17 protein-coding genes and 1 pseudogene are annotated in these 23,487 nt (G+C 72.3%); 12 read left to right on the forward strand and 6 right to left on the reverse strand.

The genetic code is table 11. From position 1 onward, the window contains the following. Nucleotides 1-72: 72 nt before the first annotated feature. Both IE096_RS20080 and IE096_RS20085 read right to left on the reverse strand, forming a co-directional pair. Complete coding sequence (locus tag IE096_RS20080) at nucleotides 73-2,376, reverse strand: helix-hairpin-helix domain-containing protein (RefSeq protein ID WP_229820413.1); 2,304 nt, start codon at nucleotides 2,374-2,376, stop codon at nucleotides 73-75. Continuing rightward, nucleotides 2,373-3,356 (reverse strand): aldo/keto reductase, encoded by a 984-nt coding sequence (locus IE096_RS20085; RefSeq protein ID WP_189453713.1) that lies wholly within the window; start codon nucleotides 3,354-3,356, stop codon nucleotides 2,373-2,375. The genes IE096_RS20080 and IE096_RS20085 overlap by 4 nt, the downstream gene beginning before the upstream one ends. A 148-nt stretch (nucleotides 3,357-3,504) precedes the next feature. Here IE096_RS20085 and IE096_RS20090 point away from each other — a divergent pair, with 148 nt between their 5' ends. Further along, complete coding sequence (locus IE096_RS20090) at nucleotides 3,505-4,554, forward strand: LLM class F420-dependent oxidoreductase (RefSeq protein WP_189454219.1); 1,050 nt, start codon at nucleotides 3,505-3,507, stop codon at nucleotides 4,552-4,554. A gap of 217 nt (nucleotides 4,555-4,771) precedes the next feature. After that, nucleotides 4,772-5,560: a ferritin-like domain-containing protein gene (locus IE096_RS20095; RefSeq protein WP_189453715.1), complete on the forward strand. Its 789-nt coding sequence runs from the start codon at nucleotides 4,772-4,774 to the stop codon at nucleotides 5,558-5,560. 96 nt (nucleotides 5,561-5,656) lie between these two features. Here IE096_RS20095 and corA read toward each other — a convergent pair whose 3' ends face one another. Continuing rightward, complete coding sequence (gene corA, locus IE096_RS20100; RefSeq protein WP_189453717.1) at nucleotides 5,657-6,649, reverse strand: magnesium/cobalt transporter CorA; 993 nt, start codon at nucleotides 6,647-6,649, stop codon at nucleotides 5,657-5,659. Between the two features lie 64 nt (nucleotides 6,650-6,713). Between corA and IE096_RS20105 the strand changes: the two genes are divergently transcribed. The 8 genes from IE096_RS20105 to IE096_RS20140 all read left to right on the forward strand — a co-directional run bounded on the left by IE096_RS20105 (nucleotide 6,714) and on the right by IE096_RS20140 (nucleotide 15,624). Continuing rightward, the gene (locus tag IE096_RS20105; RefSeq protein WP_189453719.1) at nucleotides 6,714-7,409 is read left to right on the forward strand and encodes a histidine phosphatase family protein; all 696 of its coding nucleotides are present in this window, start codon (nucleotides 6,714-6,716) and stop codon (nucleotides 7,407-7,409) included. Between the two features lie 108 nt (nucleotides 7,410-7,517). Beyond that, nucleotides 7,518-8,108, forward strand: a complete 591-nt coding sequence (locus IE096_RS20110) for a DUF3090 domain-containing protein (protein WP_189453721.1) — start codon at nucleotides 7,518-7,520, stop codon at nucleotides 8,106-8,108. Then, nucleotides 8,072-8,893 carry an SCO1664 family protein gene (locus IE096_RS20115; RefSeq protein ID WP_189453723.1) on the forward strand — a complete coding sequence of 274 codons (822 nt, stop codon included), beginning with the start codon at nucleotides 8,072-8,074 and terminating at the stop codon, nucleotides 8,891-8,893. The genes IE096_RS20110 and IE096_RS20115 overlap by 37 nt, the downstream gene beginning before the upstream one ends. A 130-nt stretch (nucleotides 8,894-9,023) precedes the next feature. After that, a complete protein-coding gene (gene mshC, locus IE096_RS20120; protein ID WP_189453725.1) occupies nucleotides 9,024-10,253 on the forward strand; it encodes a cysteine--1-D-myo-inosityl 2-amino-2-deoxy-alpha-D-glucopyranoside ligase in 1,230 nt (409 codons plus the stop codon). Between the two features lie 139 nt (nucleotides 10,254-10,392). Continuing rightward, nucleotides 10,393-12,675 (forward strand): glycoside hydrolase family 31 protein, encoded by a 2,283-nt coding sequence (locus IE096_RS20125; RefSeq protein WP_189453727.1) that lies wholly within the window; start codon nucleotides 10,393-10,395, stop codon nucleotides 12,673-12,675. Between the two features lie 159 nt (nucleotides 12,676-12,834). After that, nucleotides 12,835-13,491: a TetR/AcrR family transcriptional regulator gene (locus tag IE096_RS20130; protein ID WP_189453729.1), complete on the forward strand. Its 657-nt coding sequence runs from the start codon at nucleotides 12,835-12,837 to the stop codon at nucleotides 13,489-13,491. A 15-nt stretch (nucleotides 13,492-13,506) separates the two neighbouring features. Further along, nucleotides 13,507-14,193 carry a VC0807 family protein gene (locus tag IE096_RS20135; protein ID WP_229820415.1) on the forward strand — a complete coding sequence of 229 codons (687 nt, stop codon included), beginning with the start codon at nucleotides 13,507-13,509 and terminating at the stop codon, nucleotides 14,191-14,193. Nucleotides 14,194-14,202: 9 nt separating this feature from the next. Continuing rightward, complete coding sequence (locus IE096_RS20140; RefSeq protein ID WP_189453731.1) at nucleotides 14,203-15,624, forward strand: FAD-dependent monooxygenase; 1,422 nt, start codon at nucleotides 14,203-14,205, stop codon at nucleotides 15,622-15,624. Between the two features lie 116 nt (nucleotides 15,625-15,740). On the opposite strand, the pseudogene tnpA reads toward IE096_RS20140, so the two are convergent. Then, nucleotides 15,741-16,164: pseudogene (gene tnpA / locus IE096_RS20145) on the reverse strand (IS200/IS605 family transposase); the annotation flags it as partial. 19 nt (nucleotides 16,165-16,183) lie between these two features. Here tnpA and IE096_RS20150 point away from each other — a divergent pair. Next, nucleotides 16,184-17,344, forward strand: coding sequence for an RNA-guided endonuclease InsQ/TnpB family protein (locus IE096_RS20150; RefSeq protein WP_189453733.1), 1,161 nt, complete (start codon nucleotides 16,184-16,186; stop codon nucleotides 17,342-17,344). A gap of 63 nt (nucleotides 17,345-17,407) precedes the next feature. Here the strand turns inward: IE096_RS20150 and IE096_RS20155 are convergent, their stop codons facing one another. Further along, on the reverse strand, nucleotides 17,408-18,544 hold the full coding sequence (locus IE096_RS20155) for an alpha/beta hydrolase family protein (RefSeq protein ID WP_189453735.1): 1,137 nt from the start codon (nucleotides 18,542-18,544) through the stop codon (nucleotides 17,408-17,410). A gap of 79 nt (nucleotides 18,545-18,623) precedes the next feature. Beyond that, complete coding sequence (metH, locus tag IE096_RS20160) at nucleotides 18,624-22,130, reverse strand: methionine synthase (protein ID WP_189453737.1); 3,507 nt, start codon at nucleotides 22,128-22,130, stop codon at nucleotides 18,624-18,626. Between the two features lie 302 nt (nucleotides 22,131-22,432). On the opposite strand from metH, the gene IE096_RS20165 reads away from it, so the two are divergent. Further along, entirely contained in the window at nucleotides 22,433-23,197 is a 765-nt protein-coding gene (locus IE096_RS20165; RefSeq protein ID WP_189453739.1) for an IclR family transcriptional regulator, read from the forward strand. Nucleotides 23,198-23,487 lie beyond the last annotated feature (290 nt).

Here is a 23,487-nt window from a genome sequence, read left to right on the forward strand (position 1 = left end):
GAGAACCGGGGCCCGCGGTCATCCATTCGTCCGTCCGTCCGGTCAGCCGTCGGACGGACGGGCAGTCGTCGGTCAGCCGTCGGCCGGCCGGGTCTGCGCCTCCAGCAGCGGCCTGAGCCGGGTGGTCCGCTCCTTCGCCGGTACCTCGGCGACCGCGCGGGGCAGGGCCTGCTCCACGCCCTGCACGACCGAGAGATGCCGCTCGCCGCGGCTGAACGCCGTGTAGACCCAGGACCGGGTGAGCGCCGGCGCGGCGTCGCCGGGCAGGACGACGACGGCCGCCGGCCAGCGCGTACCGGCCGCCTGATGGGCGGTCACGGCCCAGCCGTGGCGCACCTCGTCGCCGACGCGCTCGCGCGGTACGACGACGGGTGCGCCCCCGCAGTCCAGCCGCAGGCCCTCGGCGTCCGCCGACACCACCGTGCCGGGGACCATCCGGCCGGGGGCGGGCACGTAGGCGACGCGGTCGCCCGGGTCGAAGCCGCCGAAGCGGCCGGGGCCCGGGTTGAGCCGCTCCTTGAGGGCCGCGTTGAGCGCGCGGGTCCCGGCGGGGCCGCCGTGGCCCGGGGTGATCACCTGGGCGGCGCCCGGCTCGATGCCGAACGCGCGGGGCACGGAGTCGGCGACGAGCTGCACCGTGCGGTGCACGGCCTCGGCCGGCTCCCGCACCGGGACGATCACGACCTCCTTGCCGGGGGCGGCCACCTGGTTGAGCTCGCCGACGCCGATGCCGGAGACGAGCTCGCCGATCGGGCCCGGGTCCGGGGTGCGCGAGACGACCGCCGGGCAGGCGCGGGCGGCCAGCACGTCCGCGAAGACGCGGCCCGGCCCGGCCGACCACAGCACGCCCGGATCGCCGCTGAGCACCAGCCGGGTGCCGTCCGCGAGCGACTCGACCAGCAGCGCGGCGGTCTCCACGTCCAGTTGGGGGGCGTCCAGGACGGCCAGCACGTCGAGCGCCAGGGCGCCGTCCGCGTCCCGCCCCGGGCCCTCCTGGCCCGACAACAGGCCGGCCACGGTGACGGCGTCGGCCACGCCGAGCTCCGTCAGCCGGCGTCTGCCGTCCTCGGTGTGGGCGGCGGCCCACGCCCGCAGGCCCATTCCGGCGGCGGCCGTGACCAGGGCGGCGGGCTCGGCGCGGGCGGCCTCGCCGCCGCTGTGCGTCACGAGGCCGGCGGCCGCGACCGCACGGATCAGCTCGGCGGCCGAGGGGGAGGGGGCGGCCTCCGCCGCGGCGGCCCAGTCGGGGCCGGGCTCGGGGGCGGCGTTGACCAGCCGTGCGAGGCCGTCGGCGAGGCTCTCCTCGGCCATGGCGTACCGGTCGAGCCCGAGCAGCAGCCGCACCGGCTCCCCGGCGTCCTCCTCGTCCTCCCGCTCGTCCTCCGGACCTTCCCGGAACACCAGCACCGTGCCCTCGGCGAGGACGTCGCGCAGCGCGGCCTCCGGGTCGGGGACGGAGCGCCGGGAGAGTTCGGCGAGCACGGCCGGGGACTCGAGCACGGTGTGCCCGGCGAGGGCGGCGCGCTCCAGGAACCGGGCCACCAGGGCCCGTGCCCGGCGCTCGTCGCCCGGCCCGCACGCGTCGCCCAGCAGGGCCCGGGCGAACCCGTCGGCCTGCTCCGGTTGAACGGCCGGTACGGCCAGCAGCCGCCACGGGTCCTCGCGGAGCTCCTCGGCGGCGTGCTCGCCGAGTGCCTCGGCGACCTGGCCGGCGAGCGCCTCGGGCGCCCCTCCGGCGGCGAGCACCTCGGTGAGCCCGGCGCTGGGCGCCACGGGCGCCGCCGCCCGCACGGGCCGCGCCACGGCGGCGGGCCCGGCCACGGCCGGCCCGGCGGCGGCCGGAGCCGGCGCGGGGCGCCGGGCGGCGGGCTTCGCCTTCGGCTCGTTGAAGAACGACGCCGCGTCCCGCTCCCCGCTCTCCACGGCCCGCACCGCCGCGGCCAACGCCTCGGCGACAGCGGACCGCGCCTTCCCGGCGGGAGCGCCATCCCCACGCGGGGCGTCGGCCGACCCGTCGCCCCCGGAATCCCGCGCGGTCCGCTCCCCACCGGGGTGCTCGGCAGGACCGCGCGAGGGGGTACTCGGCTCCCCGCCCGCCGCGTCGTCGGCCGTGCCCGCAGCCGAGCCCTGCGGCTCGCTGCCGGCGCCCGCGACGGCCGTCGGGCCCCCGTCCGGGCCCGCCTCGGCGGAGCCGGGCGTACCCGTCGGCTCCCCGCCGGGGGACTCCGCGTCGTCGCCCGAGACGCCCGCCGGTGCGGGCTCCGCGCCCGCCGGTGCGGTGGCCGAAGCGGCGCCCGGCACGGTGCCCTCCCCGTTCGAGCGCTCCCCCCGAAGGGGCTCCGGCTCGGCCTCGCCGGTGGGGCGATCGGTACTCACAGCGTGCTCCAGTCCTGGTCCGGGTAGCGGTGCACGGGCGCCGACACGTCGTCGAGCGCACGGCAGATCTCGTCCGGAAGCGTAAGGGTCTCCACTGACAACGCCGCTCCGAGCTGCTGCGCCGTGCGCGCGCCGAGGAGCGGGGCGACGACGCCGGGGCGGTCGCGGACCCACGCCAGGGCCACGTGGAGGGGTGTCGTGGCGAGCCCGTCCGCCGCCGTGCGCACCGCGTCGACGATCCGCCGCGCCGCGTCGTCCAGGTACGGGGCGACGAAGGCGGCGAGGTACTCGGAGGCGCCGCGCGAGTCGGCGGGGGTGGCGTGGCGGTACTTGCCCGTCAGCACGCCCCGGCCGAGCGGGGAGGACGGCAGGATGCCGACGCCCAGGTCGAGCGCGGCGGGCAGCACCTCCCGTTCGATGCCGCGCTGCAGGAGCGAGTACTCCATCTGCGCGCACGCCAGCCGCGTCCGCGCCCCCGGCGCGGCGAGCTGCCAGGTCGCGGCCCGCGCGAGCTGCCAGCCGCTGAAGCCGACGACCCCCGCGTAGCGGGCCCGTCCGCTGCTGACCGCGAGGTCGACGGCCTGGAGCGTCTCCTCGATCGGGGTCGTCGTGTCGAAGGCGTGGATCTGCCAGATGTCGACGTAGTCCGTGCCGAGCCGGTCCAGCGAGGCGTCGAGCGCCGCGAGGAGGTGGCCGCGCGAGCAGTCGACGCGCCGCGCCGGGTCCAGGACGCTGCCCGCCTTGGTCGCGATGACCAGGTCGCGGCGCGGCACGAGGTCGTCCATGAGCCGCCCGAGCAGATACTCCGCGCCCCCGTCCGCGTAGACGTCGGCGGTGTCGACGAGCGTGCCGCCCGCGCCCCAGAAGGTCTTGAGCTGCTCGGCCGCGTCGCGCTCCCCCGTGTCCCGGCCCCAGGTGAGGGTGCCCAGCCCGAGGCGGGACACCCGTAGGCCCGTACGGCCGAGATGCCTTTGTTCCATGGTCGCTGAGAGTACTGGCCGGGCACCGGGCCGACGTCATCCCGCCACGGCCTCCGCCCGGGCGACCGGTGACGCGGCCCGGTTCCGCGCGCTAGAGTCCCGGCAACGACGACGTTACTGATGAGTAAGGGGCGTGGACATGGGCCGGATGAAGCTCGGGATCAACCTCGGCTACTGGGGGGCCGGGATGGACACCGACAACCTCGCGGTCGCCCGCGAGGCCGACCGGCTCGGCTACGCGGTCTGCTGGGCCGCTGAGGCCTACGGCTCGGACGCTCCCACCGTGCTGTCCTGGGTCGCGGCGCAGACCGAGCGCATCGACGTCGGCTCGGCGATCTTCCAGATCCCGGCCCGTACGCCCACCATGACGGCGATGACCGCCGCCACCCTCGACTCCCTCTCCGGCGGCCGCTTCCGCCTCGGCCTCGGCGTCTCCGGCCCGCAGGTCTCCGAGGGCTGGTACGGCGTGAAGTTCGACAAGCCGCTGGCCCGCACCCGCGAGTACGTCGAGATCATCCGCAAGGCCATGGCCCGCGAGCGCGTCTCCCACGAGGGCGAGCACTGGACGCTGCCGCTGCCCGGCGGCCCGGGCAAGCCCATCAAGCTCACCGTCCACCCCGTGCGCGAGCACATCCCGCTGTACATCGCCGCGATCGGCCCGAAGAACCTGGAGCAGACCGGCGAGATCGCCGACGGCGCCCTGGTGATCTTCTTCGCCCCCGAGCACGCCGAGGAGACCACCCTCGGCGCCCTGCGCGCGGGCCGCGAGAAGGCGGGCAAGACCCTCGAAGGCTTCGACCTCGTCCCGACCGTGCCCATGGCCGTCGGCGAGGACGTCGACGCCCTCGCCGACGTCTTCCGCCCCTACACCGCCCTCTACGTGGGCGGCATGGGCAGCGCCAAGCAGAACTTCTACAACAAGCTGGCGCGCCGCATGGGCTACGAGAAGGAGGCCGCCGAGATCCAGGAGAAGTACCTCTCCGGCGACAAGGCGGGCGCCGCCGCGGCCGTCCCCCGGCAGCTGATCGACTCCACCACCCTGCTGGGCCCCGTGGAGCGCATCGCCGACCGGATGCAGGCCTACGCGGACGCCGGCGTCACCACCCTGTCGCTCGCCCCGGCCGGCTTCACCCTCGACGAGCGGATCACCGCCCTGCGCACCGGCGTCGAGGCCCTGGAGCGGGCCGGGCTCGCCTGACGGCCGGAAGGAAGTCCGCGGCCGTGGTGGGGGCTCGGGGGTCGTCTTCCCCGCCACGGCCGACACCGAACACAACGCCCGGGCGCCCGCAGGGTTACGCGCCGGGGCGATCCGGAATCTTTAACCGCCGTCCTTCGTTCGGCCGAGCCGTCGGGGTCCCCTGATTGCCGCCCCCCGGGCACCGCACTTGACTGGGGTGCCTACGGAGGTGAAGCCGATGCTCACGGCCCGGAGTCTGTTCCAGGAGATCCTCGACAACGACGACGCGTACCGGCTCTTCTGCTCGATCGCCGCCGGCGGCGAGGCACAGGGCGGCTGGGAGAACGGCCGCATCGCCGCCCTGGTGCCCGAGAGCCTGCGCCACCTCGCACCGAAGATCGCCCGGCACGGCGCGGACGAGGACAAGCACGGCCGGATCTTCAACGGCCTGCTGCGCCGCCGCGGCCTGGAACCCTGCACCGTGCCCGCCGAGACCGACTACACGATGCTCCTCGAACGCCGTGGCATCGGCCTCCCGCACACCAAGCTCCGCGCCGACGAGCCGCTGAGCGAGCGGGACGTCATCGTCTACCTCGCCCACAGCCGGGTCACCGAGCAGCGCGCGGCCGACCAGATGGACATGCTCGCCCGCCACTTCGCCGGCCACCCCGAGATCGGCGCCGCCGTCCGCGTCATCCGCGCCGACGAGACCAACCACCTCGCCTACTGCCACGAGGAACTGCTGCGCCTGGCCGCCGACGGCCACGGCCGCCTCATCCAGGACCTCCTCCGGCGCAGCGCCCTCGCCGAGATCGCCGTCCACCGCGACGTGAGCCTCGCCGTCATGACGCGCATGGGCCGCATCCTGCGCTGGCCGGCGGCCAAGGCGACGGCGCTCGCGGCGGGCATCCACGCCCTGTACGCGTACGAGCGCCTGGGCGGCCTGCGCCGGATGGTCACCCTGCGGATGCCGGAGCGCCGCGACGCCCTGGGCGGCCCGGCCACGACGGCCCCGGAGTTGGTCTGAGCCACCCGCGCACGGCCGGGGCGAGCCCGTCCGGGCTTCCCGCACCGCTCGGGGCCCTCCGTGCCGACCAGGGCCGCTCGTGCCGACGGCAGCGGGTCACAGCCACCCGCGCCGTTTGAACAGCCGGTACAGCCAGGTGACCAGCCCCGCCATCACGGCCACCACCACCGGATAACCCCACGGCTGCCGCAGCTCCGGCATATGGGTGAAGTTCATCCCGTAGACCCCGGCGATCATCGTCGGTACGGCCGCCATCGCCGCCCACGCCGAGATCTTGCGCATGTCGTCGTTCTGCTGGACGCCCATCTGCGCGAGATGCGCGGAAAGAATGTCCGAAAGCAGCCGGTCCAGGCCCTCCACCGACTCGTTCGCCCGCGCCAGATGGTCGCTCACGTCACGGAAGAACGGCCAGGACTTCTCGTCCACGAACGGCAGTTCCGTCGCCGACAGCCGCGCCATCGGCTCGACGAGCGGCAGCATCGCCCGGCGGAACTCCACGACCTGGCGCTTGAAGGAGTAGATCCGCGACGCCGTGTGCCGCACGTCCTCGCCCAGCGGCGCGAACACCTCGGCCTCCAGCTCGTCCAGATCCGCGTGGAGGAGGATCGCCACGTCCGTGTAGTGGTCCACGACCGCGTCGCACACCGCGTACAGCACCGCCGTCGGCCCGTGGCGCAGCATCCCCGGATCCCGCTCCAGCCGTCTGCGCACGTCCCCCAGCGGGCTGCCCTCGCCGTGCCGGACGGTCACCACGAAGCAGTTCCCGATGAAGACCATCACCTCGTCCGTGGTCACCGTGTCCCGCACGTCGTCGTAGACCACGGGCTTGAGGACCAGGAACAGCGAGTCGTCGTAGACCTCCAGCTTCGGCCGCTGGTGGGCGTTGAGCGCGTCCTCCACGGCCAGCGGATGCAGCCCGAACTCGCTCGTGACCAGGCCGAACTCCTTCTCGGTGGGCTCGTACAGCCCGATCCAGACGAACGACTCGCCCTCCGCCCGGGCCGCCGCCAGGGCGTCCGCCAGCTCGGCCGGGCGCTCGGCGCGCTCCCCGTGCCGGTAGATGGCGCAATCCACGATCACGCAAGCCATTCTGCCGCTCATCCGTCCGCCGTACACCCGTCGCGGCCCGGACGGTGGTCGTAGGCTGACGGTCATGCCCACGCTGATCCTCGTCCGGCACGGCCGGTCGACCGCCAACACCGGGGGAGTGCTCGCCGGGCGGACCCCCGGAGTGGCCCTGGACGAACGCGGCACGGTCCAGGCCGCCGCCCTCCCGGCCCGGCTCGCGGACGTCCCGCTCGCCGCCGCCGTCACCAGCCCGCTGCTGCGCTGCCGCGAGACGCTCGCGCCCCTGCTCGCCAGCCGCCCCGGGCTGCCGCTCCACACCGACGAGCGGATCACCGAGTGCCACTACGGCGACTGGTCCGGCCGCAAACTCACCGAGCTGACCGGCGAACCGCTGTGGGAGGTCGTCCAGCGCCACCCCTCCGCCGCCGCCTTCCCCGGCGGCGAGTCCCTGCGCGCCGTGCAGACCCGCGCGGTGGACGCCGTCCAGGGGTGGAACGAGCGCGTCGAGCGCGAGCACGGCGACGACGCCGCCTATCTGATGTGCACCCACGGCGATGTGATCAAGGCCATCGTCGCCGACGCCCTGGGCCTCCACCTCGACCAGTTCCAGCGGATCACCGCCGACCCCTGCTCCGTCACCGCCATCCGCTACACCCGGCTGCGCCCCTATCTGCTGCGCCTGGGCGACACCGGAGACCTCGCGGCCCTCGCCCCACGGCCGGCCGCCCCGGGCGGCGAGGGCGCGGACGCGGCGGTCGGGGGTGGTGCGGGAGCACCGTGATCGTCGCGAGCAGTAGGGTGGTGACGCGGGAACCCCGGGGCCGCCGCCCCGCGCCCGCGACCGGAACGCAAACCCTCAAGTGACCTCCGAACCCCATGGAGCAGGACGTTGTCCCGTCAGGTGTTCCTCTATGACCCACCGGACCGCTTCGTCGCCGGTACGGTCGGGCTGCCGGGCCGCCGCACCTTCTTCCTCCAGGCCAGCGCGGCCGGCCGCGTCACCAGCGTGGCGCTGGAGAAGGCCCAGGTGGAAGCCCTCGCCGAGCGCATCGACGAGCTGCTGGACGAGGTCGTCCGGCGCACCGGAGGCAACGCCCCGGTGCCCGCGGTGGCCCCCGTCGAGCTCGCCGACACCGCCCCGCTGGACACCCCCGTCGAGGAGGAGTTCCGCGTCGGCACCATGGCCCTGGCCTGGGACGGCGACGGCGAGCGCATGGTGGTGGAGGCCCAGGCCCTCGTCGAGCTGGAGGCCGGTACCGACGAGGACCTCGCCGAGGCCGAGGAGCGGCTGCTGCAGGACGAGCTGAACGGCCCGCCCATGCTCCGCGTCCGGCTGACCGGCACCATGGCCCGCGCCTTCGCCAAGCGCGCGCTCGAAGTCGTCAACGCGGGCCGGCCGCCCTGCCCGCTGTGCAGCCTGCCGCTCGACCCGGAGGGACACGTATGCCCGCGCCAGAACGGATACCGCCGGGGAGCGTGACCCCGCACGAGCTCCTGGCCAAGGGCGAGCTGACGGTCCGGGGCCGGGTCCGCGAGGCGTCCAACGCGGTCCTGTACTGCACGGTCGAGTACGAGGGCGTCAGCGCCGCCTGCGTCTACAAGCCCGTCGCGGGGGAGCGGCCCCTGTGGGACTTCCCCGACGGCACCCTCGCCCAGCGCGAGGTCGCCGCGTACGAGCTCTCCGAGGCCATGGGCTGGGGCCTGGTCCCGCCCACCGTGCTGCGCGACGGCCCCTACGGCGAGGGCATGTGCCAGCTGTGGATAGAGGCGTCGGCCGACGAGGAGGCCCTCCTCGCCCTCGTGGAGGGCGAGGAACCCGGCCCCGGCTGGAAGGCCGTGGGCTTCGCGGAGGTGGGCGAGGACCGCACCGCGCTGCTCGTCCACGCCGACGACGAACGGCTGCGGCGGCTGGCCGTCCTCGACGCGGTGATCAACAACGGTGACCGCAAGGGCGGCCACCTGCTGCCCGCCCCCGACGGCCGGCTCTACGCCATCGACCACGGTGTGACGTTCAACGCGGACGACAAACTCCGCACCCTGCTGTGGGGATGGGCGGGAGAACCGCTGCCGGAGGAGGCGCTGGAGGCGCTGCGCCGGCTGTCGGCCGACCTGGAGGAGGGCCGGCCGCTGGCCGGGCGGCTGGCGGAACTGATCACTCCGGCGGAGATCGAGGCGCTGCGGGGCCGGGTGGCGGACCTGCTGCGGACGAAGCGCCACCGCGAGCCGAGCGGGCAGTGGCCGGCGATTCCCTGGCCGCCGGTGTGATCTCCGGTGTGATCTTTACGGGCCGGAGCACGGGAATACACATGTGGGAAGCGGCGCGCAAGAACGGGACTTCGGCCAACTGCGGGATCCGGGTTCGTATCCGGAACCGTCGTCCGGTTACGCTCAGGACATGTATGCCTGGCCCGCTTCTGAGGTTCCCGCCCTGCCTGGCAGTGGCCGCGACCTCCGGATCCACGACACCGCGACCGGTGAGCGGCTGACTCTCGCCCCCGGTCCCGTCGCCCGTATCTACGTGTGCGGCATCACGCCGTACGACGCCACCCACATGGGGCACGCGGCGACCTACAACGCGTTCGACCTCGTGCAGCGCGTGTGGCTCGACACCAAGCGGCAGGTGCACTACGTCCAGAACGTCACCGACGTGGACGACCCGCTGCTGGAGCGGGCCGTGCGCGACGGCGAGGACTGGACCGCGCTCGCCGAGCGCGAGACCGCCCTCTTCCGCGAGGACATGACCGCCCTGCGGATGCTCCCGCCGCGCCATTACGTGGGCGCCGTCGAGTCGATACCCAAGATCGTCCCGCTGGTGGAGCGGCTGCGCGACGCCGGTGCCGCCTACGAGCTCGAGGGCGACATCTACTTCTCCGTCGCCTCCGACCCCGCCTTCGGCGGCGTCTCCCACCTCGACGCCGAGGCGATGCGCCTGCTGTCCGCCGAGCGCGGCGGCGACCCGGACCGCCCGGGCAAGAAGAACCCGCTCGACCCGATGCTGTGGATGGCCGCCCGCCCGGGCGAGCCCAGCTGGGACGGCGCCTCGCTCGGCCCCGGACGGCCCGGCTGGCACATCGAGTGCGTCGCCATCGCCCTGGAGCACCTGGGCATGGGCTTCGACGTCCAGGGCGGCGGCTCCGACCTGATCTTCCCGCACCACGAGATGGGCGCCTCGCACGCCCAGGCCCTCACCGGCGAGCACCCCTTCGCCAAGGCGTACGTCCACGCCGGCATGGTGGCCCTCGACGGCGAGAAGATGTCGAAGTCCAAGGGCAACCTGGTCTTCGTCTCCGCGCTCCGCCGCGAGGGCGTCGACCCGGCCGCCATCCGCCTCACGCTGCTCGCCCACCACTACCGCGCCGACTGGGAGTGGACGGACGACGTCCTGACCGAGGCCCTGGAGCGCCTGGACCGCTGGCGCGCCGCCGTCTCGCGCCCGGACGGCCCGTCCGCCGACGCGCTGCTGGCCGAGATCCGCGAGGCCCTCGCGGACGACCTCGACTCCCCGGCCGCCCTGGCCGCCGTCGACCGCTGGGCCGCCGCCCAGGCCGCCGACGGCGGTACGGACGAGGGGGCGCCGGGCCTGGTGTCCCGCGCGGTCGACGCGCTGCTGGGCGTGGCGCTCTGACCGGCTGAGTCCGACCGTCCTTGAGGGGCGCTCCGCGGTGACGCGGGGCGCCCCTTCGTCGTCTCGTCGTCCATAAGTCCATGTGCGCGATGCGCGAGTCCATGGTGACGCCCGTGACGGGTGCGTTAAGCACGCGGGCATGAGGCATCGATTACGTCTGAATCGAACACGTCTGAGAACGGCGGTGGCGGGCGCGCTCCTGGGCCTGGCGGCGGCGATGGCAGGCCCGGTGGAGTCCGTACACGCCGCGTCCTCCGCCGCGGCCGAACGGACCGTCGGCGACATCACGGGCTTCTCCACCGCCGGCCCGATCTTCCACTTCCGCGCGGGCGAGGCGGCGGCACGGGTGAGCTTCGTGGCGGCCGACACCTTCCGCATCGAGCTGGCGCCCGACGGCGCCTTCACCGACCCGGCGGGCAAGGACATCGTCCAGCGGCAGGGGCCGCCCCCGGCGACCCACTGGCGGGACCGGGGCGACCGCTACGAGCTGAGCACGTCGGCGGTCACCCTGCGCGCGTACAAGAAGCCCCTGCGCTTCGCCCTCCACCGCGCCGACGGCAGCCGCCTGTGGTCCGAGACCAAGGGCATCTCCTGGACGGACGACACCACCACCCAGAGCCTCGCGCGCGGCGCCGACGAGCAGTTCTACGGCGCCGGAATGCAGAACGGGCGCGGCAGCACCTCGCACCGGGGAAAGACCGTCGAGGTGGGTGTCGACTACAACTGGAACGACGGGGGACACCCGAACTCCGTCCCGTTCTACCTCTCCTCGGCGGGCTACGGCGTCTACCGCAACACCTACGCCCCCGGGACGTACTCCTTCACCGACCCGGTGACCACGAGCGAGAAGGAACGCCGCTTCGACGCGTACTACTTCGCGGGGAATTCACCGAAGGCCGTCATCGGCGGATACACCAGGCTCACCGGCCGCCCCTTCCTGCCGCCGCTGTACGGGCTGGAGATCGGCGACTCGGACTGCTACCTGCACAACAAGAACCGGGGCGAGCGGCGCACGCTGGACGCCCTGAAAGTCGCCGACGGATACGTCGACCACGACATGCCGCTCGGCTGGATGCTCGTCAACGACGGCTACGGCTGCGGCTACGAGAAGCTGCCCGAGGTCGACAAGGGGCTCGGCGACCGCCGGATGAAAATGGGCCTGTGGACCGAGGACGGCCTCGGAAAACTCGCCGACCAGGTGAAGGCCGGCCAGCGCGTCGCCAAACTCGACGTCGCCTGGGTCGGCGACGGCTACAAATTCGCCCTCGACGGCTGCAAGGACGCCTACAAGGGCATCGAGGACAACAGCGACGCCCGCGGCTTCACCTGGGCCCCCGAGAGCTGGTCCGGCGCCCAGCGCTGCGGAGTGCAGTGGTCCGGCGACCAGAAGGGCTCCTGGGACTACATTCGCTGGCAGATCCCGACCTACGCGGGCGCCACGATGTCGGGACTCGCCTATACGACGGGCGACGTGGACGGCATCTTCGGCGGCAGCCCCAAGACGTACGTCCGCGACCTCCAGTGGAAGGCGTTCCTGCCCGCCGTGATGACGATGGACGGCTGGGCGCCGAGCGACAAACAGCCCTGGCGGTACGGCGATCCGTACACCACCATCAACCGCAAATACCTGAAACTGAAGGAATCCCTGCTTCCGTACATGTACTCCTACGCGGCGGAGGCGACCCGCACGGGCGTCGGCCCGGTGCGCCCGCTGGCGCTGGAATACCCGGACGACCCGAAGGCGGCGTCCGACGCGGCGAAATACGAATTCCTGACGGGGGAGTACTTCCTGGTGGCTCCCGTCCATGAGGACGCGGACGTCCGGAACGGCATCTACCTCCCCAAGGGAAAGTGGACCGACTACTGGACGGGCCGCGTCTACGAGGGCCCGACGACCATCGACGGCTACCGCGCCCCACTGGACACCCTCCCCCTTTTCGTGAAGGCGGGCGCGAACATCCCGATGTGGCCCGGCATTCGTTCGCACGAGGACCGGGCAGCGGATTCCCCCGTGGCCTGGGACGTCTACCCGCAGGGCACGTCCTCCTTCACGCTCTACGAGGACGACGGCGTGACCCGGGCCCACCGCGAGGGCGCGTACGCGGAACAGAAACTGACGGTCCGGGAGGAGGGTGACATCACCCTGTCCCTGGACGCGTCGCGGGGGGATTTCCGCGGCAAACAGACGTCCCGCCCGTACGACTTCACGATCCACACGGGCACGGCGCCGCGTGCCGCTTCGCTGGACGGCCGCGAGCTGCCGCGCCTGGAGTCGCAGGCGGCCTTCGAGGCGGCGGAGACGGGCTGGTGGTACGACGCCGGCGACCGGGGCGGCGTGGCACGGGTGAAGACGGGGACACGACCGACGGATCGTTCCTTGACGGTGACGCTTCAGACGGAGTCGCCCGGCGCCAGGCGATAGCGCCGCCGCGCGATGGCGCGAGTCCTCCTGGTCTTCCGCCATCGATTCCCGCCCTGCCGCGCGGCGGTCGATCGAGATTCCGCGTGGCTCGGCGGGCCGACTGAAGAATGTGCGAGCCAACTCTTGCTCGGCTGAGCAAGCGCGCGCTACGTTTTGCTCATGCGAGCAAGAAGTGGTGCGGGCAAGCAGGACGGTGAGGGCTCGGCCCGGACGTTCACCGAGGCGGCCCGGCGGGCCCAGATCGTGGGGGCCGCCATCGAGGTCATCGCCGAAGTGGGGTACGCCAAGACGACGTTCACCCGGATCGCCAAGCAGGCGGGGCTGAGCAGCACGGGGATGATCTCGTACCACTTCGCCGGCAAGGACGACCTCATGCGGGAGGTCGTGGCCGAGGTGTTCCGGGTGGCGGACGGGTACATGGTCCCGAGGATCGAGGCGCAGACGACGGCCTCCGGGCGGCTCCGCGCCTTCATCGAGTCGAACATCGAGCTCCTCGGCGAGTTCCCGAGGCATCTGCCCGCCGTGGTCGAGGTGCTGGGGAACATCCGCAGCGACGACTCCTCGATGCGGGAGTTCTGCGCCGCGATGGACTCGCTCGTGGACACGCACACGCACTTGATCCGCGAGGCCCAGGAGGCCGGCGAATTCGGGGAGTTCGACCCGCGCGTGATGGCCCTCGCGATTCGCGGGGCCATCGACGGTGTGGTGACGCGCGCCGCCAAGGTCCCGGACTTCGACCCCGTCGCCTGCGGACGGGAGCTCGCCGATCTGTTCGATCGCGCCACCAGGAAAGACGCCGGGAAAGACAACAGGTAAGGAAAAACGGGGGGAATGATGGGAACAGAAGCAGCAGCACAGACAGACCAGGAGACGGCCCCGGCGCGGACACAGGCGCAGAAGACCGCCGCCCTCCGCAAACTCCTCGTCCTCCAAATCGTCTTCGAGCTCGCCCTGCCGCTCGGCGGCTACTACGGGCTGCGCGCCGCCGGCGTGAGCCAGTGGGCGGCGCTGACGATCGGCAGCCTCCTGGCCCTGCCGTGGCTCGTCCACGGGATGGTCAAGCGCCGCCGGGTCGAGGTCATGGCCGTCTTCACGCTGACGCTGATGGTCGTCGGGGCGCTGATGTCCATGGTGACCGGCGATCCGCGCACGCTCCTCGTCCGGGACAGCTGGCTCGCCGCCCTCGCCGGGTTCTGGGTGCTCGGAACGCTCCTGACCCGGCGCCCGTTCATGATGACGATGGCCCAGGCGATCGTCGTGGCGAAGATCGGCGAGACCGGCTGGCGCGAGTGGGAGGCACGCTGGGAGACGGAGGCCCCGTTCCGCCGGGCCATCCGGGTGATCACCGCCGTGTGGGGCACCGTGCTCACCCTGGACGCGGGCGTCCGCGTCGTCCTCGCCTGCACCGCGCCCGTCGATCTGGTGCCGACCCTGAGCACCGTCCAGTGGCTGGTGGTCCTCGCCGGGCTGCTCGTCTTCCACAACCGGTACATCACCCGCCACGGGCTGAAGGTCTAGGGGGAACACATGGATACGGACGTCATCGTCGTCGGGGCCGGGCCCACCGGTCTTACCGTCGCCAACGAACTGGGCCTCGCCGGCGTCCGCGCCGTCGTCCTGGAACGGCTGCCCGAGCGCACCGGCCAGTCCAAGGCACTCAACCTCCAGCCCCGCACCGCCGAGATGCTGGACATGCGCGGCTGGCTCGACCCCGTCCTCGACCGGGCCGTCACCACCCTCCCCGGCGGCCACTTCGCCGGCATGCCGCTGGACTACACGGCGCTCGACACCGCCTACCCGTACCAGGTCGGCATTCCGCAGGCCCGGGTCGAGGAGTTCCTGGAGGCGCACCTCGCCACGTACGGCATCCCCGTGCTGCGCGGCCACGAGCTCACCGGGCTCGTCCAGGACGCCGACGGCGTCACCGCGACCGTCACCGGGCCGGACGGGACCCGGCGGCGGCTGCGCGCCGCCTACCTCGTCGGCGCGGACGGCGGCCGCAGCCGGGTCCGCAAGGAGCTCGGCGTGGGCTTCCCCGGCCGGGACGGCCGCTACTCCCTCGTCGTCGCCGACATCGTGCTCGCCGACGACAGCGCCCTGCCCACCGACTGGCGGCTGCCGAACCCCGACGAGGACGACGGCGACGTGTTCCTGATCCCGCTCGGCGACGGCGTCCACCGCTTCCTCTTCGCGGGCCCCGAGCAGCAGAAGCACGACAAGGACGACCCCGTCACCGACGACGAGGTCCGGGCGGCGCTGGCGACCGCCAAGCGCTTCCGGCCGCGACTCCTGGAGGTCCGCTGGGCGTCACGGTTCACCGACGCGGCCCGGCAGGCCGAGCACTACGTCACCGGCCGGGTCGCGCTCGCCGGCGACGCCGCGCACGTCCACCTCCCGGCGGGCGGCCAGGGCATGAACCTGGGTGTGCAGGACGCCTTCAACCTCGGCTGGAAGCTCGCCGCCGCCGTCCGGGGGCGGGGCCGGACGCCCGAAGGGCTCCTGGACACCTACCACTCCGAACGGCACCCCGTCGGCGCGGACGTCCTGGCCAACACCCGCGCCCAGGGCGTCATGATGTGGCCGGACGACGACGTGCGCGCCCTGCGCGGCATCCTCGGCGGCGTCCTGGCGATGCCCGAGGCGAACCGGCGGATCGCCGGCATGATCTCCGGCATCGACATCCGCTACGACATGCCGGGCGCCCCCGGCCACCCGCTGCTGGGCGCACGGCTGCCCGTCCGCCTCACAGCGGGACGAGGCGCCCTGCTCGGTCCCGGCGGCGGGGCGGCGCGGGAGTGGGCCGGGCGCGTCGAGGTGGGGCCCGCGCCCGAGGGCGTCGCCGGGACGGTGCTGGTCCGGCCCGACGGGTACGTGTGCTGGGCCGGGCCGGCGGGCGACGACGCGTCGCTCCGCGCGGCGCTGGAGCGGTGGTTCGGGCCGGGGGACTGAGCCCCTACTTCAGCCGGATCTAGCGAGGAAGCCCGGGCGTTTACGCCCGGGAGGAATCGTTTCTCTGGATTGCTCTGACCTGCACGGTTGCATGGATCTGCACTGTTGACCTCAGTCGGTTGTTTCTGGTTCTCGATGTACTCCTTCACAGCGGCGGGCGGTGCGCCGTCGCCGGACGCGGCGAAGTAGGAGGGGGACCAGAAGTGTTCGCCCCACACGTACTTACGTCGGGGAACTCCTGGCGGAGGCGGCGGGCTGAGACGTCTTCGAGTGAGCCGACCAGCCGGGACAGGGCGACCTTCGGCGGGTAGTGCACCAGCAGGTGCACGTGATCGCGTTATCGCGTTCGCCGTTGAACTCGACCAGCTCAGCCTCGAAGTCGGCACAGACGGCGCGCATGACCTCTTCGCAGCGCCGCAGGATCTCATCCGTGAACGGGCCGCGCCGGTACTTCGGCGTGAAGACCAAGTGCGCGTGCAGGGTGCGGACGACCGTCCTTCCCCTGCGGATATCGGGGTTTGGCTCCCATCGTGGTGACATAGATCCTACGATCGTGGGTGTGAAGGTCGTGACGCAGGTGAAGCTGCTGCCGGAGGCCGACCAGGCCGCCGCGCTGCGCTCCACTCTGCGCACGGTCAACGAGGCCGCGTGCTGGGTGTCCGGTGTGGCGTTCGAGCGCGGTGTCCCGCGAGAGTACGAGCTGCGCAAGCACACCTACGACGAGCTGAAAGCCCGTGGTCTGGGGGCGCAGGCCGCCCAGCATGTCATCAAGAAGACGCGTGACGCCTACACCACGTTGAAGGCGAACATCCGTGCCGGGAACCTCGGTAAACCCGGTTCCAGGCGGCGTGTCAAGGCGGAGTCCAAGCCGCTCGCGTTCCGGTCCGAGGCGGCGCAGCCGTATGACGACCGGTGCCTGTCGTGGCAGATGGATCAACAGACCGTTTCGATCTGGACCGTGGCCGGACGGATCAAGGGCGTGCGGTTCGCGTGCTCGCCAGACGCGCTGAAGATGCTCCGCGAGCACCGCAAGGGCGAGTCCGACCTGATCGAGCGGGACGGCGCGTTCTACCTGATCGCCACCTGCGACGTGCCGGAGAAGCCTCTCAACGACGACCCGGTCGGGTTCGTCGGAGTGGACCTCGGCATCGTCAACATCGCCACCACCTCGACCGGCTACCGGGCCGCCGGACGTGGCCTGAACCGGCACCGCAAGCGTCAGATCAACCTGCGGCGCAAGTTGCAGGCCAAGGGCACCAAGGCAGCCAAGCGCCTCCTCAAGAAGCGCTCCCGTAAGGAAGCGCGGCACGTCAAGAACGTCAACCACATCGTCGCCAAGACCATCGTCACCACCGCTGAACGCACCGACGCGGGCATAGCCCTGGAAGACCTCACGGGCATCCGCCACCGGGTACGGCTCCGTAAGGACCAGCGGACCTCTCTGCACTCGTGGAGCTTCCACCAGCTCGCCGCCTTCGTGGAATACAAGGCGAAGCGGGCCGGGGTGCCGCTGGTATACGTCGATCCGGCGTACACCAGCCGGCAATGCTCCCAGTGCGGTCACATCGACCGGAAAAATCGAGTCGATCAAGCAACGTTCGCCTGCCGGTCCTGCGGGACCCTCATGCACGCGGACGACAACGCGTCCCACAACCTCGCCCGCAAGGGCGAGACTGTGTGGACTGCGGGGCGTGAGTCACGCGTCCCTGCCACCCCATAAGGGGTGTCTGGACGGAGGAGGCCACGCGGCAGCCAGCTGCGCCCTACCTCCAAGCCCGGTCCTTTAGGGCCGGGTCAAGTTGACGAACGCCACCTCCGGGTACGCCGCCGACGGCCGGTCCAGCAGGCGGCTCGGCACGCCGCGCAGGTGCCGGTCGAAGAACGCGCTCACGTACGCCCGCGTGAGCGCCGTCGCCCGGTCGGCCTTCAGCGTGCCGAAGGCCCCGGGCACGTTCTTCGGATCGACGGTCGACGGCAGGCCGAAGCGCTCCACCAGCCACGGGCCGTCGGTGAAGGTGAGGTGGCCGCCCTCGGCGACGTCGAGCCAGCGCTTCCAGCCGGTCAGGTGCCGCCAGGTCTTCTCCCAGTCGGGCCGGTTCACCTTGTCGCCGACCCGTTGGGCGCCCAGGAGCAGGACCGGGCGGTTCAGGTCCGTGGACGGCTCGGTGAAGAAGTTGCCGTCCATGTTCACCGCGGCCTTCACCCGCCGGTCGGTGCGTGCGGCCTCCACGGCGCTCGCCCCGCCGATCGAGTGCCCGGCCACGCCGATGCGGTCGCGGTCGACGCGCAGACCGCTGCCGGGGGCCGTCAGCCGGTCGAGGACGAAGGAGATGTCCTTGGCGCGGTTGGGGATGATGGAGCCCGCGTCGGGCTTCGCGCACAGCAGGCAGTCCTCCATGCGGCCGCCGGGGAACTCCACCGGGGCCTCATAGGTGTGGTCGACCGCGGCCACGGCGTACCCGCGCGAGGCCAGGTCCTCGCCCAGTGCGGTGAGCGTGAGGCGGCTCATCCCGAAGCCGGGGGAGAGGACGACGAGCGGTCGCGCCTTCGGGGCGACCGGCGCGTTGAGGGTCGCGTGGGTCCGCACGCCGGCGGCGTCCTCGCTCCCGAGGAACTTCTTCGCCAACTCCTTCGACGCATAGGGAGCCTTGGGCCCGGCGGAGGGGAGCGCCGGGTACCACAGCGTCACCATGAGCTCGCGGTGGCCCGCGCTCGGCTTCCACGGGTCGGGGCGCGAGGTGTCGACCAGGTGCAGCGACTTCGTGCCGATCGGCGCCCGCGTCGCCGGCGCGGGCACCTCAGCGGGGGAGGCGGTGGCGGGGCGGGGCGCCGCGACGGCGGCGGACGGTATCTGAGGGGCGGCGAAGGCGGTCAGCAGCGCGGCCGCCAGGAGCGACCTGCGTGTAGTGATCATCGACATGATCGTCACGCTAGGCCGCGCGGTCGCTCCCGGCGTCCTCCTCAGGGGCGAGAGGCTCCCCTGTAAGGGGGGTAACGCGCTACCGCGCGTTGAAGTACTTCGCCTCCGGGTGGTGGATCACGATCGCGTCCGTCGACTGCTCCGGGTGCAGCTGGAACTCCTCCGACAGGTGCACCCCGATCCGCTCCGGCTCCAGCAGGGCCGCGATCTTCGCGCGGTCCTCCAGGTCGGGGCAGGCGCCGTAGCCCAGGGAGAAGCGGGCACCCCGGTACTTGAGGGCGAACATGTCCTCCACGTCGTCCGGGTCCTCGCCCCCGAAGCCCAGCTCAGCGCGCACGCGCGCGTGCCAGTACTCGGCCAGGGCCTCCGCCAGCTGCACCGACAGGCCGTGGAGCTCCAGGTAGTCGCGGTAGGAGTCCGAGGCGAAGAGCTTCGCCGTCGCCTCGCCGATCCGCGAGCCGACCGTGACGACCTGGAGGCCGACCACGTCCCGCTCGCCGCTCTCCTCCGGGCGGAAGAAGTCCGCCAGGCACAGCCGCCGGCCGCGGCGCTGGCGCGGGAAGGTGAAGCGGGTGCGCTCGGTGCCGTCCTCGTGGAGGAGGATGAGGTCGTCGCCCTTGCTCACGCACGGGAAGTAGCCGTGGACGACGGCCGCCTCCAGCAGGTTCTCCGTGTGGAGCTTGTCCAGCCAGCCGCGCAGCCGGGGGCGGCCCTCCGTCTCGACGAGCTCCTCGTACGTCGGGCCGCCCGTGCGGGCCTGCTTCAGGCCCCACTGGCCCTTGAAGAGCGCGCCCTCGTCCAGCCAGGACGCGTAGTCCTTCAGCGGGATGCCCTTGACGACGCGCGTGCCCCAGAACGGCGGCTCGGGGACGCGGTTGTCCACGGCCACGTCCGAGCGGACGGCGCCCTGGGGCTCGTCGACCTCCAGCACGGCCACGTCCCGCCTGGCCACGCGCCGCTGCTTGAGCTCCGGCAGCGTCGCGCCCGGCACTCCGCGCTTGACGGCGATGAGCGCGTCCATCAGCCGCAGGCCCTCGAAGGCGTCCCGGGCGTAGCGGACCTCGCCCTCGTAGATCTCGTGGAGGTCCTGTTCGACGTAGGCACGCGTCAGGGCCGCGCCGCCGAGGATCACCGGGTAGGTGGCCGCCAGCTTGCGCTGGTTCAGCTCCTCCAGGTTCTCCTTCATGATCACGGTGGACTTCACCAGCAGGCCGGACATGCCGATGACGTCGGCGCGGTGCTCCTCGGCGGCCTCGACTATGGCCGAGACCGGCTGCTTGATGCCGAGGTTGACGACGTTGTAGCCGTTGTTGGACAGGATGATGTCGACGAGGTTCTTGCCGATGTCGTGGACGTCGCCGCGGACCGTGGCCAGGACGATCGTGCCCTTGCCTTCGGCGTCGGACTTCTCCATGTGGGGTTCGAGGTAGGCGACGGCGTTCTTCATCACCTCGGCCGACTGGAGCACGAACGGCAGCTGCATCTGGCCGGAGCCGAAGAGCTCGCCGACGACCTTCATGCCGGCCAGCAGCGTCTCGTTGACGATGTCGAGGGCGGGGCGGGTCTCCAGGGCCTCGTCGAGGTCGGCCTCCAGGCCGTTCTTCTCGCCGTCGATGATGCGGCGCTGGAGCCGCTCCTCCAGCGGGAGGGCCGCCAGCTCCTCGGCCTTGCCGGCCTTGAGGGACTTGGCGGTGGCGCCCTCGAACAGCGCCATCAGCTTCTGCAGCGGGTCGTAGCCCTCGGCGCGGCGGTCGTAGATCAGGTCGAGGGCGGTGGTGACCTGCTCCTCGTCGAAGCGGGCGATCGGCAGGATCTTGCTCGCGTGGACGATCGCCGAGTCCAGGCCCGCCTTCACGCACTCGTCCAGGAAGACGGAGTTGAGCAGGATGCGGGCGGCCGGGTTGAGGCCGAAGGAGATGTTCGACAGGCCCAGGGTGGTCTGGACGGCCGGGTGGCGGCGCTTGAGCTCGCGGATCGCCTCGATGGTGGCGATGCCGTCCTTGCGGGACTCCTCCTGGCCGGTGCAGATGGTGAAGGTCAGGCAGTCGATGAGGATGTCGTCCTCGAGGATGCCCCAGGTGCCGGTCAGGTCGGCGATGAGCCGCTCGGCGATCTCCACCTTCTTCTCCGGGGTACGGGCCTGGCCCTCCTCGTCGATGGTGAGCGCGATGAGGGCTGCTCCGTGTTCCCGGGCGAGCCGCGTGACCTGGGCGAAGCGGGACTCGGGGCCGTCGCCGTCCTCGTAGTTGACGGAGTTGATCACCGCACGGCCGCCGAGCTTCTCCAGGCCCGCCCGGATGACGGCGACCTCGGTGGAGTCCAGCACGACCGGCAGGGTGGAGGCGGTGGCGAAGCGGCCGGCCAGCTCCTCCATGTCGGCGACGCCGTCGCGGCCGACGTAGTCCACGCACAGGTCGAGCATGTGGGCGCCCTCGCGGATCTGCTCGCGGGCCATCTCCACGCAGTCGTCCCAGCGGCCGTCCAGCATGGCCTCGCGGAACTTCTTCGAGCCGTTGGCGTTGGTGCGCTCGCCGATGGCCAGGTACGAGGTGTCCTGGCGGAACGGGACCGTCTGGTAGAGGGACGCGGCGCCGGGCTCGGGGCGCGGGGCCCGCTCGGGCGGGGTGAGGCCGCGGACCCGGTCGACGACCTGGCGCAGGTGCTCGGGGGTCGTCCCGCAGCAGCCGCCGACCAGGGACAGGCCGTAGTCGCGGACGAAGTTCTCCTGGGCGTCGGCCAGGCCCTCGGGGCCGAGCGGGAAGTGGGCGCCGTCCTTGGTGAGGACCGGCAGGCCCGCGTTCGGCATGCACAGCAGGGGAATGCGGGAGTGGCGGGTGAGGTAGCGGAGGTGCTCGCTCATCTCGGCGGGGCCGGTCGAGCAGTTCAGGCCGATCATGTCGATGCCGAGCGGCTCCAGGGCGGTCAGCGCGGCGCCGATCTCGGAGCCGAGCAGCATGGTGCCGGTCGTCTCGAAGGCCATCGAGCACAGCAGCGGCACCTCGACGCCGGTGGCCTCCATGGCGCGCCGGGCACCCAGGATGGACGACTTGGTCTGCAGGAGGTCCTGGGTGGTCTCGACGATCAGCGCGTCGGCGCCCCCGGCGAGCAGGCCCTCCGCGTTGGCCTGGAAGCCGTCGCGGAGCGTGGTGTAGCCGATGTGGCCGAGGGTGGGCAGCTTGGTGCCGGGGCCGATGGAGCCGAGGACCCAGCGCTGCCGGCCGTCCTCGGCCGTGAACCCGTCCGCCACCTCGCGGGCGATGCGGGCGCCCGCCTCGGACAGCTCGTACACGCGGTCCGCGACGTCGTACTCGGCCATGGCCGTGTGGTTGGCGCCGAACGTGTTCGTCTCGACGCAGTCGACGCCCACGGAGAAATACGCCTCGTGGACGGAGCGGACGATGTCCGGACGGGTGATGTTCAGGATCTCGTTGCAGCCTTCGAGCTGCTGGAAGTCCTCGAGGGTGGGGTCCTGCGCCTGGAGCATCGTGCCCATCGCCCCGTCGGCCACCACCACTCGGGTGGCGAGGGCCTCGCGCAGTTGCGCGATTCGGGCGGAACGGACGGTCGATGGCGTAAGCGAGGCCATGGATGTGCTCCCGGGTGTGCGACGGCTGTCGGCTTTGCGCCCCCGCTGAAGGGGGCGCACGCCGCAAGCGTAGCTGTCAGGAGGCCCGTAGGCCGAGGGGCGTCCACGGTCTGGACCATTCCCCGGATGGCCCGCCCGATCCGGGCCCGCGGCCGGATTCGGTCGTACGTACGCTCTCGGCGATCATGGTCTGGCCTGCTGTCGGGTATCCCCTGGTCGGCATCGGCCGATAGTGTTCAGCATTGCCGAACGGATACAAACGGATACAGCCGGGCGGCGCGGGTGTGTGAGGAGGGTGCTCGATGGCACGGACCATCCAGTCACTGGAACGGGCGGCGGCGATGCTGCGGCTGCTCGCGGGTGGTGAGCGGCGGCTCGGCCTGTCCGACGTCGCTTCCGCGCTGGGTCTGGCGAAGGGCACCGCCCACGGCATCCTGCGCACCCTCCAGCAGGAGGGGTTCGTCGAGCAGGACCCCGCCTCGGGGCGCTACCAGCTCGGCGCCGAGCTGCTGCGGCTGGGCAACAGCTACCTGGACGTCCACGAACTGCGGGCGCGCGCCCTGGTCTGGGGGGACGACCTGGCCCGCTCCAGCGGCGAGAGCGTCTACCTCGGCGTCCTCCACCAGCAGGGCGTCCTGATCATCCACCACGTCTTCCGGCCCGACGACAGCCGCCAGGTGCTGGAGGTCGGCGCGATGCAGCCGCTGCACAGCACGGCGCTGGGCAAGGTGCTGTGCGCCTACGACCCGGTGGCGCACGCCGAGGTCGCCGACGCCGAGCGCGAGGCGTTCACGCCGCGGACGGTGACGGCCATGCCCGACCTGGAGGGCGTGCTGGACCTGACCCGGGCCCGCGGCTGGGCGTCGGACGTCGAGGAGACCTGGGCGGGCGTGGCCTCGCTCGCGGCCCCCATCCACGACCGGCGCCGGATGCCGGTCGGCGCGGTGGGCATCACGGGCGCCGTCGAGCGCGTCTGCGAGGGGGGCGAGCTCCAGGCCCGGCTGGTCGCGGCGGTGCGCGACTGCGCCCGCGCCGTCTCGCGCGACCTGGGCGCCGGCCGCTTCTGAAGATCGCTTTCCCGGCAGGGGTCGCACCCGTGTTCGCGGCCCTCGGGAAAACGGTCCGTCCGGTTCGCGAAAACGCTTCGGAAGGGCTTCTTCGGGGCCACCGAGACCGGGTCGTTACCGGTCGGTATCCGAACGTAAATTTACGGCCAGTTGGCCGAGAGTTTCCGGTCACAGAGGCCTTGACGTGCCCTTAACCGTGCAGAAAACTGCCGTGCATCGGTCGGCATTGTCGAACACCTACCGACAATATTCGCTATGGTGTGCAGTGCCACGGGACCGATCGCCGCCCT

It is taken from the genome of Streptomyces abikoensis (assembly GCF_014648775.1).
Lineage (GTDB): Bacteria > Actinomycetota > Actinomycetes > Streptomycetales > Streptomycetaceae > Streptomyces > Streptomyces abikoensis.

What these genes read in the sequence shown, in the direction of transcription:
- IE096_RS20085 (WP_189453713.1), bottom strand. Translation starts at nt 3,356, where the DNA reads ATGGAACAAAGGCATCTCGGCCGTACGGGCCTACGGGTGTCCCGCCTC.
- IE096_RS20115 (WP_189453723.1), top strand. Translation starts at nt 8,072, where the DNA reads ATGCCCGCGCCAGAACGGATACCGCCGGGGAGCGTGACCCCGCACGAG.
- IE096_RS20125 (WP_189453727.1), top strand. Translation starts at nt 10,393, where the DNA reads ATGAGGCATCGATTACGTCTGAATCGAACACGTCTGAGAACGGCGGTG.
- IE096_RS20140 (WP_189453731.1), top strand. Translation starts at nt 14,203, where the DNA reads ATGGATACGGACGTCATCGTCGTCGGGGCCGGGCCCACCGGTCTTACC.
- corA (WP_189453717.1), bottom strand. Translation starts at nt 6,649, where the DNA reads ATGGCTTGCGTGATCGTGGATTGCGCCATCTACCGGCACGGGGAGCGC.
- IE096_RS20090 (WP_189454219.1), top strand. Translation starts at nt 3,505, where the DNA reads ATGAAGCTCGGGATCAACCTCGGCTACTGGGGGGCCGGGATGGACACC.
- IE096_RS20105 (WP_189453719.1), top strand. Translation starts at nt 6,714, where the DNA reads ATGCCCACGCTGATCCTCGTCCGGCACGGCCGGTCGACCGCCAACACC.
- IE096_RS20095 (WP_189453715.1), top strand. Translation starts at nt 4,772, where the DNA reads ATGCTCACGGCCCGGAGTCTGTTCCAGGAGATCCTCGACAACGACGAC.
- IE096_RS20135 (WP_229820415.1), top strand. Translation starts at nt 13,507, where the DNA reads ATGATGGGAACAGAAGCAGCAGCACAGACAGACCAGGAGACGGCCCCG.
- IE096_RS20155 (WP_189453735.1), bottom strand. Translation starts at nt 18,544, where the DNA reads ATGTCGATGATCACTACACGCAGGTCGCTCCTGGCGGCCGCGCTGCTG.
- IE096_RS20130 (WP_189453729.1), top strand. Translation starts at nt 12,835, where the DNA reads ATGCGAGCAAGAAGTGGTGCGGGCAAGCAGGACGGTGAGGGCTCGGCC.
- mshC (WP_189453725.1), top strand. Translation starts at nt 9,024, where the DNA reads ATGTATGCCTGGCCCGCTTCTGAGGTTCCCGCCCTGCCTGGCAGTGGC.
- metH (WP_189453737.1), bottom strand. Translation starts at nt 22,130, where the DNA reads ATGGCCTCGCTTACGCCATCGACCGTCCGTTCCGCCCGAATCGCGCAA.
- IE096_RS20165 (WP_189453739.1), top strand. Translation starts at nt 22,433, where the DNA reads ATGGCACGGACCATCCAGTCACTGGAACGGGCGGCGGCGATGCTGCGG.